This window comes from Marinobacter sp. DUT-3 (assembly GCF_050379435.1).
In the GTDB taxonomy this organism is placed as follows: Bacteria; Pseudomonadota; Gammaproteobacteria; order Pseudomonadales; family Oleiphilaceae; genus Marinobacter.
The window spans coordinates 151,898-171,753 of record NZ_JBNRMG010000003.1 but is presented as its reverse complement, the minus strand read 5'-3'; the positions used below and the strand labels follow the sequence as shown (position 1 = coordinate 171,753).

Genomic DNA, 19,856 nt, shown 5'->3' with positions numbered 1-19,856 from the left:
GCGACATAACAATAATCATTAGGAGTCTTTCCATGAGTCTGACACACACCGTTGGCCTGCTCACCCACCCTGATCGTGAGTGGGAAGCCATACGTCGGGATTCTGAATCCGTTAGTAAACTGTATTTAGGCCACATTTTTATCCTGGCCCTGATTCCCGCTATTGCCGGTTTTGTCGGGACCACCCAGGTTGGCTGGCAAATCGGAGATGGAGCCATCACCCGGCTGACGGTCACCAGCGGACTGCAACTGTCCGCCCTGTTCTACGCCGCCATGCTTGCGGGCATCTATGTTCTGGGCAAGTTCATCGATTTTTTCGCCGCCACCTACGAAGTCAAGGACCGCACACCCCGTGGCGTGACCCTGGCCGCGTATACTGCGACCCCGATGTTCCTGCTGGGCGTTATTGCGGCCTACCCCAACATCTGGGTAAACATGGCGGTAGGGCTCGTCGCCGTTTCCTACGCCGTGTATCTTCTTTATGAAGGCCTGCCGATCCTGATGAAGATACCTGAGGATCGGGGCTTCATGTTTGCGTCCTCGGTACTGACCGTCGGACTGGTCATGCTGGTGGCGCTGCTGGCAGTCAGCGTGGTGATCTGGAGCGTTGGCATCGGACCGGTGTACATTCACTGATACCGTCCGAACCTCGCATAAACCGAGGATCATGCAACGGGGTACCCTTCGGGGTGCCCCGAAATTTTTTGGCAACGTGGGCCTGTTATCATTTAGTCATGTTACCGCCTGTAAAAATGCGGTAGATTTAACCGATAATGAGAAACAAAGTCAGTAAGCTCGGTCATGTATCCGGTTGAGGCGTAAACAGGAGTCGGCCATGAATAAGCAGTCCGGCATACATTATCTCCGCGAACACAGGAAAGCGGGCAGTTCCCGCCCCGTTCCCGCAGAGGTAACCCGGATCCGTGACACCGTCGTTGCCGGGCTGGGTGACTTGCTGCAGGGAGCCTTCGACGCGGTCGATGACTCGTTGTTCGAGCTGGCCAACAATGCCCGCAGCAATAACGAGCAAAACCGGTATTTTGAGGCGATGCGCGAAATCCGCATCAAACGCAAGGGTGTGGAACGGCATTTCCAGAACGCCGTTGCCCAGAATTTTTCCGCGCCACCGCGCAGCGGCGGTGTGACCAGCGAAGAAAGCCAGACTGCACAGCCTTCGGCTGACAACCTCTCTCTCGTGGGCAATGACGACCTGGAAGAGCAGGTCGCACTCAATGCCATGATCACCAAGGCCAAGGCACACTTCCAGGGACCACTGCTGCAACTCCAGACCCGTTTCAGCGTGGTCTACCCGGAAGCCAGCGAAGAGTCGCCGGTTAATCCGATGGCCCCGGAGCACTTGTGCAGCGCCTTTATCGAAGCCATACAGGCGCTGGAAATCCAGATTCGTGAGCGCCTGATCCTGCTCAAACAGTTCGACCGATACGTGGTATCCAACCTGGGCATGCTGCTGGATGAAGCCAACCGCATACTGATCCAGGCCGGCGTTATTCCCAATTTCCGCTACCACGGCAAAACCGGGCAGCAACAAGGTAAAACCCAGGGACAGTCGACTGAAAAGCCCAGGCCCGAGGGAGAGACCGACGACGCATCCCGAGCGGCCGGCCAGGCCGGTGACAGCGCGGTGTTTGAACAGATACGCCAGATGCTTGCCTTGCAGCGGGCCAACGCCGGCATCCCGTCACGGGCATCGGACCCCAATGTCCACGTTATCGGAGACGCGGAGCTGATCGGCCTGCTGAGCGCCCTGCCCCAGCAGCCGGCAACTTCCACCTCAGAGAACCTCAGTGCCGGAGAGCCGCTCACCGTAGATCTGCGGCAGGTGGTTGAGCAGTTGCTGGCCCACAAAGTGGCTGCGGATGGCAAGAAACCCGCACTGAACGAAATGGATGAGGACCTGATCAACCTCGTCTCCATGCTGTTTGAATTCATCCTTGACGACTACAACCTGTCAGCGCCTATTCAGGTACTGATCAGCCGGTTGCAGATTCCCATCCTCAAAGTGGTCATCAAGGACAAAACCTTCTTCAGCAAAGCAACCCATCCGGCGCGCCGTTTACTGAACTCCCTTGCCCGTGCAGGTATCGGATGGAGTGACAGTGACGAAAAGACTCGCGACAAACTTTACGACAAGATTCACAGCATCGTGCAACGCATCCTCAACGAATTCGATGGCGACCTGTCACTGTTTGAAGAACTCGGAGAAGAGTTTGAGCAGTACCTTGCCAGGGAGAACCGTAAAGCTTCACTGGTGGAACAACGAACCCGAGAGTCGGAGCGTGGCCGAATAAAATCCCAGAAAGCCCAGGAAACCGTCGATCGCGTGCTTCAGGAAAAAGTCGCCCGCTACCATTTGCCGGATTCGGTTCAAAACATCCTGGTCAACGGCTGGAGCCGGGTCATGTTCCTGGCGTACCTGCGGGACGATGTCGAGCACCGCTGGCTGGAATCCGTACGGGTCGTGGATGACCTGATCTGGTGCCTCCATCCTCACCAGGAAGATGAGGAAAGAGACCAGTGGGTACGCGTAGTGCCGGGCCTGATCAAGTCTTTGCGCGCAGGGCTGGAAGAAGTTTCCTACAACTCCTCAAAGCTCGACGAAATGATGAGCGAGCTCAAACACGAATTGACGGAAGCATTCCGGGCCAACGCGCTGATGGAAGCCCGGGAGGAAATACCAGCCCCCTCCGCTGAAGAACCGGAACAAATCCCGCCAACGGCTGTCGAGCGCCAACAGCAGCTTGAGGAAGCCGCCATTGCGGAGTACGTCGCGCAGATTGATGCGATCGAAATTGGCAACTGGGTTGAGTTCAACCTGGTCAACGGCGCCAGCTTCCGCTGCAAACTGTCTGCCATTATCGAGGAAGCGGACTGCTTCGTTTTCGTCAATCGCATGGGGCTCAAGGTAATCGAGAAAACTCGCACCGAGCTGGCCCACGAAATGCGTCGCGGGAGACTGACCGTACTGGAACAGGGCGCACTCATTGACCGGGCACTGGATGCTGTTGTTGGCAGCTTGCGGAGCAAGGCTGGATAAGGCCGCAATTCATTCTTGCCAGGAGCACGCGACAGACCATGCTGGATTATGGCCGTACTACCAGCCTTCCGGCCCAGTATCGAATTGCCCTTGCCATTTCCCTGGCGCTGTTCCTGCACACTGCGGCCCTGTCGGCCATTCCCTCACTGCTTGAGAAAACAGAGCAACCGACGCCGACCATGACCGTCACGCTGGTTGCTCCCGGCAGTCAGGCAGCCCCCGAGGCCGTGACCAGCTCCGCGGAAAAACCCGCCGAGCGGCCACAGCCCCCCCGGGATTCCAGCGTCCCGCCGCAAAATTCGAAGACAGCAAACCCGGACCAACCCGAGACGCCCTCGCAATCTGCACCCCCACGGGTCACTCCGGCCCCCGAACCGGCATCAGCGGCGCCCGCCGCCGGAGCCTCGCAGGCGGAGGCAGAAAACCAGTCGCCCTCCTCCCGAACAACGGCGGCGGGCGCTCCCGCCACCTCTCCAACCGAAGCGCCCCGTCAGATCAGACAGGTAACAGACTCCCCGAAAGAAACCGACGCCTACGTTGTCAGTCTCGCCACCCGGATTGCCCGGGAACTGAGGCGCAATGGCGTGCCGATGCTTCGGGAACTGAGCTCGCCCATCACCCTGGAGGTTGAACTGCAACTGCTGGGAAATGGCGCTCTGACCAGGGCAAACGTGTCCCGATCAAGTGGTATGAAAGGAATCGATGGCGCAGCCTACCGGGCTGCATTGGCAGCCAGCCCCTATCCGGAGCCGCCAGGTAAGGAGGGAGGGCAACAACGCTACCGGGTTGAACTGGTGTTCTCCCCGGAGCGCCTGGAAAACTAACGGATCAGGCTTCAGCCTGCTTGGCTGCATCCTTGACAGCCTTGGCCAAATCGCCACTTTCGGACATCTCAAGAACGATGTCACAGCCACCCACCAGCTCACCGTTGATGTAAAGCTGCGGGTAGGTCGGCCAGCTGGAATAAACCTTCAGGGCCTCACGCAGTTCCTGATTGTCCAGAATATTGACAAACGCAAAGCGCTCACCGCAGGCCATCAATGCCTGGACGGTTTTTGCCGAGAAACCGCACTGTGGAGCCTGCGGAGTACCCTTCATGTACAGAATGACCGGGTTACCCTCAAGCTGGCTCTTAATGGTTTCGTTAATGTCCATGAACATTCACCTCTGATTGGAAACGGAATTGCCTGTCGGCAATGCACTTGAGGCCTATTGTACACGCCGCCTGTCGGGGGCACCAAACTCCCCGCTTGATGCAGCGCAACCACCTCGGCAACGCCGTTGTCATCATCTGCCTTAAGGGCTAGACTTGAGCCCCTGTCTTCCAGGCAGTCAGCGCAGCTCCCGTCACGTTCACCCGCCGGTGCGGTTTTATCCGCAGTCTGGCGCGTTGTGGTTTTCCGACGCGGATTTTTACGGGCCAGTTGTAACAACCAGCATGCCCGTAAATGTGCGGCAGGGTTTTCGTTTGATAAAGGGCCAGAACATGGCAGCAAGACACTTTCTGACATTGAATGACATGACCTCCGGCGAGCTTGAGAGCCTGTTGGACCATGCAAGCAAACTTCGCAAAGAGTGGCGCAGCGGCGTTACCCGGGACACCCTGAAGAACCGGGTGCTGGCGATGATCTTTGAGAAATCATCCACTCGAACCCGGGTATCGTTCGAGGCCGGCATGACCCAGCTCGGCGGCGCCGCTCTGTTCCTCTCTCCCCGCGATACCCAGTTGGGACGAGGTGAGCCCATCGAGGATTCCGCCATCGTCATTTCCAGCATGGTGGATGCGGTGATGATCCGCACTTTTGCCCACGAAACCGTGGAAAAATTTGCCAGCGCCTCCCGCGTGCCGGTCATCAACGCGCTGACCGACGACTTCCATCCCTGCCAGTTGCTGGCCGACATGCAGACTTACCGTGAGCACCGGGGCAGCATCCGTGGCGCCACGGTGACCTGGGTCGGCGATGGCAACAACATGTGCCATTCCTACATCAATGCCGCTACCCAGTTCGGCTTTAACCTGCGCATTGCCTGCCCTGAAGGCTACGACCCCAGCGCCTCACTGATGCAGATGCACAGCGACCGCGTCAGCATCGTCCGCGATCCGCAGGAGGCAGCCCGTGGCGCCAACCTGCTGGTCACCGACGTGTGGGCCTCCATGGGCCAGGAAGACGAGCAGAAAGCTCGCGAAAAGGCATTCCAGGGTTACCAGATCAGCCCTGAACTGATGACCCTGGCAGACAAGGACGCACTCTTCATGCACTGCCTCCCAGCCCACCGGGGCGAGGAAATCTCCACGGACATGATGGAGCACGCCAGCTCCGTAGTGTGGGATGAAGCGGAAAATCGTCTGCATGCCCAGAAGGCACTGCTTGAATTCCTGATTCTCAACAAACTGGACTGACCGGATGAGCCCGAGCCTGAACCAACCCGCCGACTGGCTGCTGGAAGTGCACAACCTGTCCTGCGGGTACGGTGACGGCTCGGTGGTCAAGGACGTCAGCTTCTCACTGAGCCACGGCGACATTGGCTGCCTCCTGGGCCCCAGCGGCTGCGGTAAAAGCACCATACTTCGTGCGCTGGCCGGTTTCCTGCCGCTCAATACCGGCGAAATCCGCCTGCAGTCACAATCCATCAGCCTGCCCGGCCGGACACTGGCACCGGAGAAACGCCGCATCGGCATGGTGTTTCAGGATTACGCGCTGTTTCCACACCTGACCATCGCCGACAATGTGGGGTTTGGCCTGCACAAGGAGAGCCGCAGCGAGAAGCGCCAGAAAGTCATGGAACTGCTGACTCTGGTGCACCTTCAGGACCTGGCGGACAACTACCCCCACGAACTGTCAGGCGGCCAGCAACAACGGGTCGCTCTCGCCCGGGCACTGGCGCCGGAACCAACGCTGATTCTGCTGGACGAACCCTTCTCCAACCTGGACACCGATCTGCGCCGTCGCCTGAGCCTGGATGTGCGCGAGATCCTCAAAACCCTCGGTATCAGCGCCATCCTGGTGACCCATGACCAGCAGGAAGCCTTTGCCATGTGCGATCAGGTAGCGGTACTGAAAAACGGCAGCATCCAGCAGTGGGACGTGCCCTACAACCTCTATCACGAACCGGCCAATCGTTTTGTGGCCGGCTTTGTCGGTCAGGGTGGTTTTATTCCCGGCAAGGCGCTGGGTCCGGATACCATTGAATCGGAGCTGGGCATCATTCACGGCAACAGGGCCTACAAATGGGCACCCGGCACCCTGGTGGACGTGCTGATCCGGCCTGACGACATCGTCTACGACGCGGACTCCGGCCTCAAACCCAAGGTGGTCGAGAAAACCTTTGCCGGCACCTCAACCCTGTACCGTTTCCGCTGCTCGGAAGACACGGAGTTCGAGGCCCTGTTCCGCAGCCATCTGGATTTTCATCTGGGCGAAACCGTGCCGGTGCGCGTCGAAGCCGACCATCTGATCGCGTTCGAACGCACTGCCTGACCGGGCCGTCAGTTGTTGCAGACCCGCTCCACGGCATCCAGCCATCCGGCATAGAGCGATTCCCTGAGGGCCGGTCTCATGGCCGGCTCGAACCGCCGCTCCCGCTCCCACAACTGCGCAATCTCATCCAGGCTCTTGTAGACGCCAGTATGGAGCCCGGCCAGGTACGCGGCTCCCAACGCCGTGGTTTCTGTCACCCGGGGGCGGTCCACCGTCACATTCAGAATATCCGACAGGAACTGCATGACCCAGTCGTTCACCGCCATGCCGCCATCGACCCTCAGCGCCTGCAGGGGGGCACCGTCGTTCTGAATGGCGCGGACAAGATCCTTGGTCTGGTAGCAAACGGACTGCAGGCCTGCGGTGACAATCTCGGCGATACCGGTATCCCGGGTCAGCCCCATGATTGCCCCCCGGGCGTGAGGGTCCCAGTGTGGCGCCCCCAGACCGGTAAACGCCGGCACCAGGTACACCGGGTTATCCACCCCGACCTGCTCCGCACACGCAGCCGATTCACTGGCATGGCGAATCAGCTTCAGGCCATCCCGCAGCCACTGCATCGCCGCACCCGCGACAAAGATGCTTCCCTCCATGGCGTAACAGGGTTTGCCGTTCAGACGATAGGCCATGGTGGTCAACAGGCGGTTCTCGGAGCGTAGCGCCTGCTCTCCGGTGTTGAGCATGAGAAAACAGCCGGTGCCATAGGTGCTTTTGGCCATACCAGGCTCAAAACAGGCCTGGCCGATCAATGCGGCGTGCTGATCACCCGCGATACCCGCGACCTGCACCGGCGCGCCCAGACATGCCTCGTCAGTGGTACCGAAATCCGCGGCACAATCCATGACTTCCGGAAGCAGCGCCCTGGGCACGCGGAACAACTCAAGCAGTTCATCGTCCCAGGCCTGATTATGGATATTGAACAGCGCGGTGCGAGAAGCGTTGGTGGCATCGGTCAGGTGCGACCGGCCGCCGGTCAGGTTCCACAACAACCAACTGTCAACCGTGCCGAATGCCAGTTCTCCGGCCTCGGCGCGGGTCCGAGCACCATCGACATGATCCAGAATCCAGGCAACCTTGGTGGCCGAAAAGTATGGGTCAATCAGTAATCCGGTACGCTCGACAACGGTATCCTCATACCCATCGGTTTTCAGCTTGGTGCAAATCGATGCCGTACGGCGATCCTGCCAGACAATGGCGTGATGAATGGGCTTGCCCGTCTGACGGTCCCAGATAATCGTTGTCTCACGCTGATTGGTGATTCCGATCCCTGCCAGGGTCGCGGCGTCTATGCCGCCTTTTTCCAACACTTCACGACACACCGCCAGAGTGCTGTCCCATATCTCGGCGGCATCGTGCTCAACCCAGCCATCCCGGGGGAAATATTGATGGAATTCCTGCTGGGCCACGGCAACGCTGGTCCCGGTTTCATCAAACACGATAGCGCGGGAGCTGGTCGTCCCCTGGTCAATGGCGAGAAGGTAATCTGGCATGGTGATTGGCACTCCATTGTTTTTTCATGATTCTAACAGTGGAGAGCCTGAGGAAAGCAAAACCAGCAACAAAAATCCAAAAAAAAGGGCCGGTAAAAACCGGCCCTCAAATGACGAATGAAACAAGGAAAGTTCGTAAGAACTACAACCTCAAAAGTCATCCCTTACACTGCGAATTATGGACAAGGCGATGACCCTGTTCAGTTGAGGTTATGTATGTGGATTGTTACATCAGGTGAGAGGGCGAGACACAGTTCACACTATCGCGTCCACCGGCTTCTTGCGCGGCCACACCAGGCTGAACCTGGCACCACCCAGCGCTTCACTGCGGCTGACGAACGCCTGCCCGCCATGCCAGTACAGAATACGGCGCACAATCGACAACCCCAGCCCATAACCGCCGGAGGTGCGCGTGCGACTGTCATCCAGACGGGCAAAGGCGGTAAAGACCTTCTCCCAGTCCTCTTCCGGAATGCCGGGACCGTCGTCCTCAACGTCCACCCGGCAGTTATCTTCGTCGAAATGACAGCAGACCATCACTTTCTCGCGGGCATAACGTCCGGCATTTCCGACCAGGTTCTGGATGGCTCGGTGGATGTAGCGAGGCTCGACATCTGACAGCCCCCACTGCTCCGATTCCTCGCCAATCCTGGCCGTAATGGCCAGTTCCGGGCGGATCAGCTGCTGCTCGCCCACCACCTGCCGGACAATATCCGTTACCGAAGTTTCCTGCAGCGAGAACACCGGCCCACCCTGCTCCAGCCGGGCGTAGGTCAGAATCTCATCAATCAGTTCATCCAGTTCCTGGATATCGCCGTCAATGCCATCCAGCTGCTTCTGCAGCGCCTCCGGGCTGGAGGCGCTCTCAATCATCTGTACACCAAAACGAATGCGGGCAACCGGCGTGCGCAACTCGTGGGACACCGCGTGGATCATCTCCCGCTGAACCCCCACCAGACGCTGGATATGCTCTGCCATGCCATTAAAGGCCGCGGCCAGACGGGAAACCAGCTTACTGTCCCCGGCATCCACCCGGGCGCCCATCTCCCCCCGTGCAATGCGCACAGCCACCGATTCAACCGACCGCAGATTGCTATCCACTTCCCTCAGCGCCAGGTAGAGCGCCAGTGCCAGCACGCCGCCACTGACCGTCAGCAACAGCAGGATCACGGGCCAGCCCCAGGGACTGAATGGCTTCGGCATGGTGAGGTCGAACAGGGAACCGTCCCCAAGCCGAATCAATACACTGGCACGGTCAGTGCCGTCCTGCTGGTACAGTGACAGTCCCCGCTCCGATACCCGATCCAGCACTTCGGAGCCCGGCACACGATCAGGACTCTCAACCCGGGACAGGAGTATCCCGAAGGTCTCTTCCAACTGATCGATCATCATCTCTTCACGGCCGGGGCCCACTTCATCCATATGCTGGCGCACAATCAGGGCCACCGCTTCAGCCACATCGCGATAGGTATCCCTGAATCGGATCGACAGCACCGAACCATCCACACCCTGAACCAGAACCTGCTGACCGATACTCGACTCCCTGGCGACAACCTGGCCATACGCCAACCGCTCAAGAACAACCGGTGACAGAGACAGGCCATCGGGCGCGGCTACCTGGAAATCGTAGAGCGATTCAAGCCAATGATATTGCTGGAGTGGTGCTGGCGACGCTGCCAGCCAGCGCATGAGCGGCTCGGGAAATCGTTCATTCCAGAACTGGGAACGAACCGAATTGACGCCCATGAACAAGGCAGCACACAGCAGCAGGACCAGAAAGGTAAGGCCGATCAGGCGAAGGTAGAGTTTGAGGAAAAACTTCAGGGGCATCGCGTTAACCCTGGCAACGAACGCCGGCCCCACCCCACAGGGAAGGCTGCCGGCGCCAGAGGCTGATGGTTCAGGCTTCTTTTACGAACAGATAGCCTTTGCTGCGAACCGTTTTGATGCGGCGGGGGTGTATCGGATCGTCACCGATCTTGGGACGAATCCGTGACACCCTGACATCGATGGAGCGGTCCTGGCCGTCGTATTCAATCCCCCGCAGGGCCGTGAAGATTTCCTCCCGGCTGAGCACCCGCCCGGCGTTACTGGCCAACAACCAGAGCAGATCGAACTCGGCACTGGTCAGATCGATACTCTCGTCATTGAGCCAGGCTTCGCGCATGGATCGATCCACCACCAGATCATTGAACTGAAGCCGGACCGGTTCTTCACCATTGACTTCTTCGGCCCCGCCCTGGCTGCCCTCGGTGATTCGTCGCAGCATGGCGCGAATCCTTGCCAACAGCACCCGGGGCTTTACTGGTTTGCCGATGTAGTCATCCGCGCCCATCTCCAGACCCAGCACCTGATCCAGGTCATCGGTCCGGGCGGTGAGCATGATGATCGGCCCCTGATAGGCAGGCCTCACCCGACGACAGATGGACAAGCCATCCTCGCCCGGCAGCATAAGGTCAAGAACAACCAGGTCAGGCTGCTCGTTGCGGATACGTTCGACTGCGCGGCCACCATGGGTCTCCAGGGAAACGGTCAGGCCGTTACTCTCCAGATATTCCCTTGTCAGCTCTGCCAGCCGTTCATCATCCTCGACAATGAGAATTCGCCAACTTTCGTTTGTCTGTTCCACGCCGTCCATCTCTGGTTTTGTTATTCCGGTTTCAGAAGAAGCATTCTGTTACTGACAATACAGGCAACCTGCTGTAACAGCAATTATACATGCTATTCAGAAATATACATGGAACCGCCACTCCGTTACAGCTGGTGACATACCTCACAACCTGATTTGTCCAAAAAACACTGTAACCCAGTCGTCATCAGGCGGTCATTCCGCTGTCACACCCGGTTCATAGCCTTGTCTGGAAACGGCAACAATGAGACCAAGCTATGAGCGCACAATCCGTTGACGTCACCCGCCCCGCCCGCCAGTTAAAGGCTGGAATAACAAACCACCCGGCCACTGTGGAAGCAGCCCAGCGCCTGCGTTACCGGGTATTTTCCGAAGAATATGGCTCCGACCTCGGCGCCACCACCCCGGGTATCGATGCGGACAGCTTCGATACGTATTGCGATCATCTGATTGTTACGGACCAGTCCAGCGGACAGCTGGTGGCGACCACCCGCATCCTGCACCAGCGGGATGTGGCAAAGGCCGGCGGCTTCTATTCCGAAGGGGAATTTGACCTGGCCGCATTTCACCGTCTACCGGGCACTGTGGCAGAGTTGGGCAGAACCTGCGTCCACCCGGATTACCGGAATGGCGCCACCATCACCCTGCTGTGGGCCTCCCTGGCGGAGTACCTGGTTCAGCACCAGGTAGACTACCTGATCGGCTGTGCCAGCATCAGCATGGCCGATGGCGGACTGAAAGCCTGGAACATCGCCCGCTACCTACAGCGTGAATTCATGTCCGATGAGGCCTTTCGGGTGACTCCGAAACGGGAGCTGCCACACCTGGCTCATCCGGTCAGCGAAGGACGACCGGTGAATGTACCGGCCCTGATCAAGGCATACATGCGACTGGGGGCCAAAGTATGCGGGGAACCCTGCTGGGATCCGGAATTTCGCTGCGCGGATGTCCTGGTGGTGCTGGAAGTGAGCCGGCTGGCTTCGCGTTACAGCCGACACTTCCTGGCCAGGGCCTGATGGCCATGGGAGGAATCCGGCTCACCGTCAGGCTGGCGCTGTTTTCCGCCTTCCTGCTCACTACCGCACTGATCGCAGCAGCCTGCCTGCTGGCGGAAAGCGTCTCGCGGCGCGCCATCAACCGTGCTCCGATCGCCCGCTTCTGCTTCCATGGCGCCAGCCGCTGCCTCGGCCTTCGCATTCGCCTGCAGGGCACCCCGGCCGCCAGGCCCGTGCTGTTTGTCAGCAACCACATTTCCTGGTCTGACATTCCAGTGCTGGGCGGTAGCGTCCCACTCCGCTTCCTGTCCAAGGCGGAAGTGGGTCGCTGGCCGGTAATCGGCTGGCTTGCGCGACAAGCCGGAACACTGTTCATTGTCCGTGGCGGCGGCAGGGCACGGGAAGCCAGGCAGGAAATCGCCTCGACCCTGTGCGGCGGGCAATCCGTGCTGATATTTCCGGAAGGCACAACCAGCACGGGGCTGACGGTACTCCCGTTCCACAGCCGGTTACTGCAGGCAGCGGCGGATGCCAATGTTGCCATTCAGGGCATCAGCATTGCCTACACCAGACAGGGGAGGCCGGACCACCTGGCACCGTTTATTGGCGATGACGAGTTCCAGTCCCACCTGCCCCGACTGCTGCGACAACCAGCCGTGGACGTTACAGTGGTGTTTCACCCGCCAGCGCAGATGGGCGCCGACAGGTCACTGACGGAGGTCGTTGAACAGGTACAGGAAACCGTCGCCGGCGGCGTGCGGCAGATCTATCGGGAAAGGGCCATTGAAGCTGGCAGAGACGCAGGCGAGCCTGTGCGGCAGCAGGCGTAAGCCGTACAGGCAACCCGCCGCTCAGTAAAGCGGGCGCCCCTGAGCGACTTCCTCTTCCGTAGCTTCCCGCTTGCCGACAATTTCCAGATCGAAGTACAGGGTAAAACCCGCCAGCGGATGATTGGCATCCACCTTAACCAGGTTGCCATCAATACTCACAACCTGAACGACTTGTGCGCTGTCTCCGGTGTTGGTCTGGAACTTCATGCCAACATCAAGGTTCTCCACCCCCTCGAACATGGAGCGTGGCACCTTGCGAATCAATTCCGGGTTGTGCTCGCCATAGGCCATGGAGGGCGGCACGGTGACCTCAAGGCAATCGCCCACGTTCCGGTCTTTTACCGCCTCCTGAATGCCGGCGATAATGCCCGGGCTGCCATACAGGAAGTGCAGAGGCTCACTGCCCTCCGAGGTATCAACCAGCTCCCCGATCTTGTTCTTCAGGACATAGTGAACGGTAAAAACATCAGGTTTTTGCATCAGGTTTCTTTGCTTCCCGTGTCGGATGGTGTATCAAGTTTGCGCAGGCCATGAATAACCAGGCGCCGATCAAGCCTGGCCTTCAGGCCACGGGGATTCTCCAGCCCCATACGCTGCAACAATGCCGCGTAACGGCCGTCCTCATCCTTCTCCCGAAGGGCCTGCCACAGCGTCACCAGTTTACCACGTCGGGTCGACGTTGCGGCCTTCAGGGTCTGCAATGCCTTGCCCAGCGTCAGTTCCTCGTCGGTGAAGTCGCGGCCAAAGGGAAACGCCGGGAACAGCTCTTCGTCCCCAGTACGGGTCACCGCCTGGCGCACGGCGTCCGGCGTGTTATTGCACCAGTCGGCGGGCAGCGTGAAATCCGGCGCCACCTTGCCTGCCTTCTGGGCCTGTTTCAACAAATCCTGCTGAAAGCGGGAATCGGCGATGCGGATCAACCTCAGATAGACCTGTTCGTCAGGCTGTCCACGCAGATCGGCGATGCCATATTCGGTCACCACAATATCCCGCAAGTGTCTGGGAATGGTGCAATGACCATAGCTGAACACAATATTGGACACTGCCTCACCCCCGGATTGACGGGTACTCCGCAACGTCAGGATTGATCTGGCGTCCGGCAGCTCGTGAGCCATGGCGACGAAGTTGTACTGACCACCCACCCCACTGACCACGCGGCCATCGTCCAGGCCGTCGGAAACGGCAGCGCCGCTGAGGGTGTACATCATGGCCGAATTGATAAACCGGCTGTGAACGCGTTGGGCGGCCTTTAACCGCTGATTGCCGAAGGCGTGATCATAAAGGTGGTTGATGTAATTCACGCTGGTCATGCAGATGCGCTGACGGTCCTCGTCGGACAGATCCCGCAGAGCCTGGTAGAACGATTCCGGCCCGACATAGAAGCCACCGTGCATGACCACGCCGCCGGTCAGGCGATCACCCAGCGCCAGGGTCCGGATGGCCTCTCTGGAGTCGGCATTATCCAGATCCGCATCCAGCGATTGCTCCCCTACCCTGAGGCGCCCCCCCTTGAATTCGACGGTGTCCCTGAAAATACCGAATCGGGTCAGCCAGCGAACGTCCCGGGCCCGCATCGGGGAATCAATCAGCTTTTCCCGGCGGAGGACATCGAGTGTGTCCAGTGAGACCTGCTGACTGATATCGCCCTGGTTGATCAGGGTTTGCAGGCCAGCGTGGTCATATACCACGCGGGTCAGTACGCCGGCATCCAGCAGATAATAGAAACCGTCGACCATCATTTCGCTGCAGCCATACAGCCCTTCCCGGAACGGCTCAGTGCCACCGTCCTCCGTTGCTACCGGGAACCGGTCCGCCACACGCAAACGGTCAAAGACCGCATTCCAGTCATCGTTCTGCTTGTGACGCATGATGGTACTGTGCACCAGAGCTGCCCCCAGGGAACCGATCCCCACCTGCAAGGTGCCGCCATCCCTGAGCAGGGTGCTGGCATAAAAGCCGATCAGATGATCTGCCGGGCTCACCGCCATCTGTGGAGCGGAGAACAGCGGATAGTCGGATGGCTGGTGCTCCAGCAGGACATCGAAACTGGTCTCGGCAATTGCCGCATGCTGCCCCATGAACGGCAGGTTTTCATTGAGCTCGCCAATGACAGCCACCGGCGTCCCTTCAGCTTCCCGCTCACGCATCAGGGGCAACAGATCCAGAGACAGGTCCGGATTGGAGCTGAGACTGACCTGACCCGAGCCATCCCCGGGCGCGATCATCTGCCCGATCACATTCACCCCCAGCGCCATGAGATCCCGCACGGCATGGGTGTAGTTGGTGCAAACGTAATTGCGCTGCTGATCAACATTGTTAAGGAACGATCCGGCCTTGAAGAAAAACTCGGATACTTTGACGTTGTCCGGCAGGCGGTTGGCACTGACATCACGGGCATAGGCCAGTTCCGGAATACGTCCATACAGACGCTCGGCGAACGGCCCCATAAATCGCTTTTCCAGGGAGGAACTACCCCGGGGAGCGAGCAGCGACAGCGCGGTGACAATATGAAGGTTAATGGAGGGATCGTCCTTGGCGCGCTGATACAGCGCATTCACGAACCGAACGGGTTTACCCAGCCCCAGCGGCAAGCCGAGCGTTATGTTCTTGCCCACCCGCTCGATAACGGCGTCCACACAGGCATTGGTATCACTCAGGCGCAATGGCGCGTCTGCCACCATATCCATACTCCTTTATAACCTTCGTAGAGGGTTCCGGAGAGGATCATCACATGATAGGTGCAGGCAGACAATGAGCCAGGCGACTTAGTTGGGAGCTAAAACGGCAAATTCCGGGGAGATGGCAGAGGAAGAGTGGAGGTCAGAAATTCCACTTCAGATTCAGGGCCGCGCCCTCTTCCAGCAGGGCAACGCCATGGTCCGCACGGGCCCGATCGGAAGCGTAGCGTTTTCCGCTGGACCCGGAACGATACAGGCTGAGGCTCAACAGGCGGGAACCAATTTCCGTCAGCGCGTCCTCGGTATCGTCACGCTCAAAATCACCCGCCATCCGTTCCTGGAGCTCGTATACATCCTCAGCAACGTTTTCATCAGCAATGACTCGCTCGTCCGCCTCGGCACGAACGACGAATGCAATCATATTGAGGGCTAACAGCGTGACAAAAATGCGGATAATCATGATACTTCTACGACCTTTATTATTAGGGAAGCAGTCTACGTTCGTATACTGCTAAAGTCTAATGATTCGAGGCCAGAAAGATGTGATTCTGCACACAAATTAGTCGATTTTTTGTCACCAAATGAAACCGTTTATGTCAATAAATTATCCCTTCCAATTTCAGTGTATCTTTCTGGCGAGGGCTGCGCCCCGACGCGTCTCCAGGCAACACGTCGGGGCGAGCCACTCAGGGACAGGGGTAGGTGAACTCCTGGTGAATGGCCTCGATGGCTTCAATCAACTCTCTGTCCAGCGTGATCCGGGCCGATCCGATGTTCTCCCTCAACTGCTCCATGGTGGTAGCGCCGATGATATTACTGGTAACGAAGTCCCGGCTGTTCACCCAGGCGAGGGCCAGTTGCACCGGTGACAGACCATGTTTCCTGGCCAGATCCGCATAGGCACGGGTCGCCGCCTCGCCACGACCGCCGGAGTAACGGCTGAAACGCTCAAACAGGGTCAGACGTGCCTTCGGTGGGCGCTGACCATCCAGGTACTTGCCAGACAACATACCAAACGCCAGGGGCGAATACGCCAGAAGTCCGGCCTGCTCCCGATGTGACACTTCCGCCATCCCCACTTCGTAGGAGCGGTTCAGCAGGTTGTAGGGATTCTGGATACTCACCGCCCTGGGCCAGCCCTTTTCCCGGGAAAGCCTCAGATACTCCATGGCTCCCCAGGGCGTTTCATTGGACAGTCCGATGTGGCGAATCTTGCCCTCTTTCACCAACTCGTCGAGAGTCGAGAGGGTTTCCTCAATCGGTGTCGACTGCTCCTCCGGGTTATGGACATAACCCAGCTTGCCAAAGAAGTTGGTATTCCGGTCCGGCCAGTGCACCTGGTAGAGATCAATATAGTCGGTCTGCAGGCGCTTCAGACTGTCATCACAGGCCTGGCGGATGTGCTCACGGGTCAGGCGGGGCCCGTCCCGCAAATAACTCAGACCATTTCCCGGCCCCGCCACCTTGGACGCAATCACCAAATCATCCCGACGACCGCGGCGAGCCAGCCAGTTGCCGAGGTATTGCTCGGTCCGTCCCTGGGTCTCAATTCGAGGCGGCACCGGGTACATTTCTGCCGCATCAATAAAGTTAATACCTTCGGCAACGGCCAGGTCCAGTTGCTCAAATGCTTCCTGTTCCGTGTTCTGCTCGCCCCAGGTCATGGTGCCGAGGCAAATCAGGCTGACATCGATATCGGTGGTACCGAGCTTGCGCGTCTGCATAGTTTCTCCGGTTTGTCTGGTCAAAAGGTAAACAGATTGTCACGGGGCTGTCGCATAACTGTCACAGCGACTTCCCATAGTGGAAACATGATTCAGGGAAACACAGGACGCACCGTGACCAATTCATTGCAGGCCATCCGGCGCAGCAGTCACATTACCATCGTTTCCGAGACCTTTCCTCCGGAAATCAATGGTGTGGCGAACACCTTGAGGCACTTGTGCCAGGGCTTGCTGCAACGCGGCCACCGGGTAGCGGTGGTACGCCCCCGCCAGCAGCATGAAGTCAAAGGACAGGTGGACCACGCCGGAGATCAGCTGTTTTCCGCCGAACACGTGGTAACGGGCCTGCCCCTGCCCGGCTATCCGGATCTGCGCTTCGGACTGGCAGGAGCGCGGTCGCTGACAAAACTCTGGAAAGCGCAACGTCCGGACGCGGTTTACGTAGCCACCCAAGGGCCACTGGGGCTGGCAGCCGTAGCCGCCGCCAGACGTCTGGGCATTCCGGTCAGCTCCGGCTTTCACACCAACTTCCACTCCTACAGCCGATATTACGGCGCAGGGTTCCTGGAAAAGCTGCTCTGCGCGTATGGGCGCTGGTTTCACAATCGCACCGCCATCACTCTGGTGCCCACTCGGAAAATGCAGCGCACGGTGGCGGATATGGGCATCACCCCGACAGGACTCTGGAGCCGGGGCGTCGACTGCCACCGTTTCAGCCCACACAAACGCGACGAGGCACTGCGTCAACAGTGGGGCCTGAAAGACACTGACCGGGCCATTCTTTATGTCGGCCGGCTGGCCTCCGAGAAAAATTTGCAGATGGCCGTCGCCTGTTTCGAACGCCTTCGGGGACTGCACCCCCAGACCCGTTTCGTTCTGGTGGGTGATGGCCCACTGCGCAAACAGCTGGAAGAGCGTCACCCGGATTATATTTTCTGCGGGACCCGGCGCGCGGATGACCTGGCTCGCCACTATGCGTCCGGGGATATTTTCCTGTTTCCGAGCAAAACCGACACTTTCGGCAACGTAGTGACCGAGGCCATGGCCAGTGGCCTGGGCGTGGTGGCCTTCGACGATGCCGCCGCCAGCGAGCACATTCGCCAGGAAGAAAATGGCATGAAGGCGCCGCTGAACGACGATGAGAGCTTCGTGGACAATGCCCTGCGCCTGGCCGACCAGCCCACGCTGCTGAACCGAATCCGCGCCCAGGCACGCCTGGACGCCCTGGAACTGAACTGGGCCAGCCAGATCGAGCAGTTTGAACAGCTGGTATTCAATCAGCCAACAAAGGCCAACTACCATGCCGTCAACAACCAAAGCATCTCGCTTCTTTAACCTGGTGGATCAGCGGGAGTACGCCTTTTGCCAGGCGATTAACCGCAGCCTGCGCTTCCGGCCGGTACACGGCTATTTTCAACTGGTCAGTCGCCTGGGTGACGGCTGGCTGTGGTACGCGCTGATTCTCGCCATGCCGATGATCCGGCCCGCCGATGGCCTGGCGCTGGCCCTGCTGATGGTCTCCACCGGGCTCACCTGCACGGTGACCTACAAGCTGCTCAAACGCTGGCTGATCCGTGAGCGACCGTTTATCTCATTCCCCAGCATCAACTGCGGTACGCCGCCGCTGGACCGCTACAGTTTCCCCTCCGGCCACACCCTGCACGCCGTCTGCTTTACCACCATGATTGCGCTGCTGGCGCCAGGCCTGTTCTGGCTGCTGCTCCCCTTCACACTGAGTGTGGCTGCCTCGCGGGTTGTCCTGGGCCTGCACTACCCCAGCGATGTCGCCGCCGGAGCACTGATAGGCGGATGCCTGGGCAGCCTCGCGGTCTACGGTTTTGCTGCGCCGGTCTGGGCCCTGTTTGCCACCTGAACTGGTCGTTATTCGAACAGCCGCAACTGTGTGACGGGGGAATCGTCGTTACGGAAGCGCACACCCAGCCCCAGAAGCCGAACCGGGCGCGAACTGTCCGTGACCAATTCATCCAGTAACGGGCTGAAATCTTCAATACCGGGCTCCCGGATTTGCTCCCGGACCCGCTCAAGGGTATGGGTCGAAAAGTCGCTATAGCGAATCTTGATAAACAGCTTGTGGATCGGTTTGTCACGGGCCTTACGGCTCAGGCGCAGGTTCAGGTCAGCCACCAGCGAGGCCATCACCGACTCACAGGCGGTCTTGTCGGGAAGATCCTGGGAAAAGGTCCGCTCCACGCTCAGGGATTTGGCGATGCGGGACACCACCACCGGGCGCTCATCACGACCAAACGCCATCTCGTGCAGCCGGTAGCCCTGCTTGCCGAAACGGTCGATCAATACCTCGGCGCCGATCGCCTGCAAGTCACCGCAGGTACTCACGCCGAGAGCGTGAAGCTTGCCGGCAGTGACCTGCCCCACACCAAATAACTTTTCCACAGGCAGCTCGGCCACAAAGCCTTCAACGTCCTGGGGACGAATCACGAACAGACCGTCCGGCTTCTTCCAGTCACTGGCGATTTTTGCGAGGAATTTATTGGGCGCCACGCCAGCGGAAATTGTGATACCGACTTCATCACGCACGCGCTGGCGAAGGTACTGCGCCATCAACGTGGCACTACCCTTGTGATCGGCGACATCACTGACATCCAGGAACGCCTCGTCCAGGGATAGCGGCTCCAGAAGGTCGGTCATTTCACGCAGAATGGCCATAACCTGCTGCGACACGGCACGGTATCGCGCCATGTCCGGCGGCACTGTCACCAGCCCGGGACACAGGCGGCGGGCCTCTCCGCCCGGCATGGCAGACCGCACCCCGAATGCCCGGGCGCGGTAATTACAGGTGGTCACCACCCCCCGACCGCCTTCTCCGCCCACGGCGAGGGGCACGTCCCTTAACGAGGGATCGTCCCGCATCTCCACGGCGGCATAAAAGCAGTCGCAATCCACATGTATGATCTTGCGCTGGGGCATCGGACAACAACTCGAGTCGACAGTCTGTACA

Annotated in this window: 18 protein-coding genes; 9 read left to right on the top strand and 9 right to left on the bottom strand. The window is 59.1% G+C overall.

The window, feature by feature from the left end:
• Positions 1-32 precede the first annotated feature (32 nt).
• The 3 genes from ACQUWM_RS06140 to ACQUWM_RS06130 all read left to right on the top strand — a co-directional run bounded on the left by ACQUWM_RS06140 (position 33) and on the right by ACQUWM_RS06130 (position 3,878).
• Positions 33-635 (top strand): Yip1 family protein, encoded by a 603-nt coding sequence (locus ACQUWM_RS06140; protein WP_428921533.1) that lies wholly within the window; start codon positions 33-35, stop codon positions 633-635.
• Positions 636-834: 199 nt separating this feature from the next.
• On the top strand, positions 835-3,054 hold the full coding sequence (locus tag ACQUWM_RS06135; RefSeq protein WP_407002109.1) for a DUF1631 domain-containing protein: 2,220 nt from the start codon (positions 835-837) through the stop codon (positions 3,052-3,054).
• Positions 3,055-3,092: 38 nt separating this feature from the next.
• A complete protein-coding gene (locus tag ACQUWM_RS06130) occupies positions 3,093-3,878 on the top strand; it encodes a TonB family protein (RefSeq protein WP_428921532.1) in 786 nt (261 codons plus the stop codon).
• A 4-nt stretch (positions 3,879-3,882) separates the two neighbouring features.
• On the opposite strand, the gene grxD is transcribed toward ACQUWM_RS06130, so the two are convergent.
• Positions 3,883-4,209, bottom strand: coding sequence for a Grx4 family monothiol glutaredoxin (grxD, locus tag ACQUWM_RS06125; protein WP_406986354.1), 327 nt, complete (start codon positions 4,207-4,209; stop codon positions 3,883-3,885).
• A 331-nt stretch (positions 4,210-4,540) separates the two neighbouring features.
• Between grxD and argF the strand changes: the two genes are divergently transcribed.
• Together argF and ACQUWM_RS06115 are read left to right on the top strand one after the other, a co-directional pair.
• Complete coding sequence (argF, locus tag ACQUWM_RS06120; protein ID WP_407002111.1) at positions 4,541-5,455, top strand: ornithine carbamoyltransferase; 915 nt, start codon at positions 4,541-4,543, stop codon at positions 5,453-5,455.
• A 4-nt stretch (positions 5,456-5,459) separates the two neighbouring features.
• The gene (locus tag ACQUWM_RS06115; RefSeq protein ID WP_428921531.1) at positions 5,460-6,533 is read left to right on the top strand and encodes an ABC transporter ATP-binding protein; all 1,074 of its coding nucleotides are present in this window, start codon (positions 5,460-5,462) and stop codon (positions 6,531-6,533) included.
• A gap of 8 nt (positions 6,534-6,541) precedes the next feature.
• Here ACQUWM_RS06115 and glpK read toward each other — a convergent pair whose 3' ends face one another.
• The 3 genes from glpK to ACQUWM_RS06100 form a co-directional block, all read right to left on the bottom strand.
• Complete coding sequence (glpK, locus tag ACQUWM_RS06110) at positions 6,542-8,023, bottom strand: glycerol kinase GlpK (protein ID WP_407002113.1); 1,482 nt, start codon at positions 8,021-8,023, stop codon at positions 6,542-6,544.
• Between the two features lie 255 nt (positions 8,024-8,278).
• A complete protein-coding gene (locus tag ACQUWM_RS06105) occupies positions 8,279-9,853 on the bottom strand; it encodes an ATP-binding protein (RefSeq protein WP_428921530.1) in 1,575 nt (524 codons plus the stop codon).
• Between the two features lie 70 nt (positions 9,854-9,923).
• Positions 9,924-10,661 carry a response regulator gene (locus tag ACQUWM_RS06100; protein ID WP_406986342.1) on the bottom strand — a complete coding sequence of 246 codons (738 nt, stop codon included), beginning with the start codon at positions 10,659-10,661 and terminating at the stop codon, positions 9,924-9,926.
• A gap of 248 nt (positions 10,662-10,909) precedes the next feature.
• On the opposite strand from ACQUWM_RS06100, the gene ACQUWM_RS06095 reads away from it, so the two are divergent.
• Together ACQUWM_RS06095 and ACQUWM_RS06090 are read left to right on the top strand one after the other, a co-directional pair.
• Positions 10,910-11,668 carry a GNAT family N-acetyltransferase gene (locus ACQUWM_RS06095; protein ID WP_428921529.1) on the top strand — a complete coding sequence of 253 codons (759 nt, stop codon included), beginning with the start codon at positions 10,910-10,912 and terminating at the stop codon, positions 11,666-11,668.
• Positions 11,668-12,477, top strand: a complete 810-nt coding sequence (locus ACQUWM_RS06090) for a lysophospholipid acyltransferase family protein (protein WP_428921528.1) — start codon at positions 11,668-11,670, stop codon at positions 12,475-12,477. Before ACQUWM_RS06095 ends, ACQUWM_RS06090 begins: the two co-directional genes overlap by 1 nt.
• 21 nt (positions 12,478-12,498) lie before the next feature.
• Here the strand turns inward: ACQUWM_RS06090 and ACQUWM_RS06085 are convergent, their stop codons facing one another.
• From ACQUWM_RS06085 to ACQUWM_RS06070, 4 genes are all read right to left on the bottom strand, one after another.
• Positions 12,499-12,957, bottom strand: coding sequence for an FKBP-type peptidyl-prolyl cis-trans isomerase (locus tag ACQUWM_RS06085; protein ID WP_406986335.1), 459 nt, complete (start codon positions 12,955-12,957; stop codon positions 12,499-12,501).
• Entirely contained in the window at positions 12,957-15,158 is a 2,202-nt protein-coding gene (locus ACQUWM_RS06080) for an acetyl-CoA hydrolase/transferase C-terminal domain-containing protein (protein WP_428921527.1), read from the bottom strand. Before ACQUWM_RS06080 ends, ACQUWM_RS06085 begins: the two co-directional genes overlap by 1 nt.
• A 139-nt stretch (positions 15,159-15,297) precedes the next feature.
• Complete coding sequence (locus ACQUWM_RS06075; protein WP_407002119.1) at positions 15,298-15,615, bottom strand: hypothetical protein; 318 nt, start codon at positions 15,613-15,615, stop codon at positions 15,298-15,300.
• Between the two features lie 226 nt (positions 15,616-15,841).
• Positions 15,842-16,879 carry an NADP(H)-dependent aldo-keto reductase gene (locus ACQUWM_RS06070; RefSeq protein ID WP_428921526.1) on the bottom strand — a complete coding sequence of 346 codons (1,038 nt, stop codon included), beginning with the start codon at positions 16,877-16,879 and terminating at the stop codon, positions 15,842-15,844.
• A gap of 87 nt (positions 16,880-16,966) precedes the next feature.
• Between ACQUWM_RS06070 and ACQUWM_RS06065 the strand changes: the two genes are divergently transcribed.
• On the top strand, positions 16,967-18,214 hold the full coding sequence (locus ACQUWM_RS06065) for a glycosyltransferase family 4 protein (RefSeq protein ID WP_428921525.1): 1,248 nt from the start codon (positions 16,967-16,969) through the stop codon (positions 18,212-18,214).
• Entirely contained in the window at positions 18,180-18,752 is a 573-nt protein-coding gene (locus tag ACQUWM_RS06060) for a phosphatase PAP2 family protein (protein ID WP_428921524.1), read from the top strand. The genes ACQUWM_RS06065 and ACQUWM_RS06060 overlap by 35 nt, the downstream gene beginning before the upstream one ends.
• Before the next feature lie 8 nt (positions 18,753-18,760).
• On the opposite strand, the gene dinB is transcribed toward ACQUWM_RS06060, so the two are convergent.
• Entirely contained in the window at positions 18,761-19,825 is a 1,065-nt protein-coding gene (dinB, locus tag ACQUWM_RS06055; protein ID WP_428921523.1) for a DNA polymerase IV, read from the bottom strand.
• Between the last annotated feature and the right edge of the window lie 31 nt (positions 19,826-19,856).

Excerpts from the sequence above, each read along its gene's own strand:
- ACQUWM_RS06060 (WP_428921524.1), top strand. The coding sequence starts at position 18,180 with ATGCCGTCAACAACCAAAGCATCTCGCTTCTTTAACCTGGTGGATCAG.
- ACQUWM_RS06135 (WP_407002109.1), top strand. The coding sequence starts at position 835 with ATGAATAAGCAGTCCGGCATACATTATCTCCGCGAACACAGGAAAGCG.
- glpK (WP_407002113.1), bottom strand. The coding sequence starts at position 8,023 with ATGCCAGATTACCTTCTCGCCATTGACCAGGGGACGACCAGCTCCCGC.
- ACQUWM_RS06090 (WP_428921528.1), top strand. The coding sequence starts at position 11,668 with ATGGCCATGGGAGGAATCCGGCTCACCGTCAGGCTGGCGCTGTTTTCC.
- ACQUWM_RS06065 (WP_428921525.1), top strand. The coding sequence starts at position 16,967 with ATGATTCAGGGAAACACAGGACGCACCGTGACCAATTCATTGCAGGCC.
- ACQUWM_RS06095 (WP_428921529.1), top strand. The coding sequence starts at position 10,910 with ATGAGCGCACAATCCGTTGACGTCACCCGCCCCGCCCGCCAGTTAAAG.
- ACQUWM_RS06100 (WP_406986342.1), bottom strand. The coding sequence starts at position 10,661 with ATGGACGGCGTGGAACAGACAAACGAAAGTTGGCGAATTCTCATTGTC.
- ACQUWM_RS06070 (WP_428921526.1), bottom strand. The coding sequence starts at position 16,879 with ATGCAGACGCGCAAGCTCGGTACCACCGATATCGATGTCAGCCTGATT.
- ACQUWM_RS06105 (WP_428921530.1), bottom strand. The coding sequence starts at position 9,853 with ATGCCCCTGAAGTTTTTCCTCAAACTCTACCTTCGCCTGATCGGCCTT.
- ACQUWM_RS06130 (WP_428921532.1), top strand. The coding sequence starts at position 3,093 with ATGCTGGATTATGGCCGTACTACCAGCCTTCCGGCCCAGTATCGAATT.
- ACQUWM_RS06115 (WP_428921531.1), top strand. The coding sequence starts at position 5,460 with ATGAGCCCGAGCCTGAACCAACCCGCCGACTGGCTGCTGGAAGTGCAC.
- ACQUWM_RS06140 (WP_428921533.1), top strand. The coding sequence starts at position 33 with ATGAGTCTGACACACACCGTTGGCCTGCTCACCCACCCTGATCGTGAG.
- grxD (WP_406986354.1), bottom strand. The coding sequence starts at position 4,209 with ATGGACATTAACGAAACCATTAAGAGCCAGCTTGAGGGTAACCCGGTC.
- ACQUWM_RS06075 (WP_407002119.1), bottom strand. The coding sequence starts at position 15,615 with ATGATTATCCGCATTTTTGTCACGCTGTTAGCCCTCAATATGATTGCA.
- ACQUWM_RS06080 (WP_428921527.1), bottom strand. The coding sequence starts at position 15,158 with ATGGTGGCAGACGCGCCATTGCGCCTGAGTGATACCAATGCCTGTGTG.
- dinB (WP_428921523.1), bottom strand. The coding sequence starts at position 19,825 with ATGCCCCAGCGCAAGATCATACATGTGGATTGCGACTGCTTTTATGCC.
- ACQUWM_RS06085 (WP_406986335.1), bottom strand. The coding sequence starts at position 12,957 with ATGCAAAAACCTGATGTTTTTACCGTTCACTATGTCCTGAAGAACAAG.
- argF (WP_407002111.1), top strand. The coding sequence starts at position 4,541 with ATGGCAGCAAGACACTTTCTGACATTGAATGACATGACCTCCGGCGAG.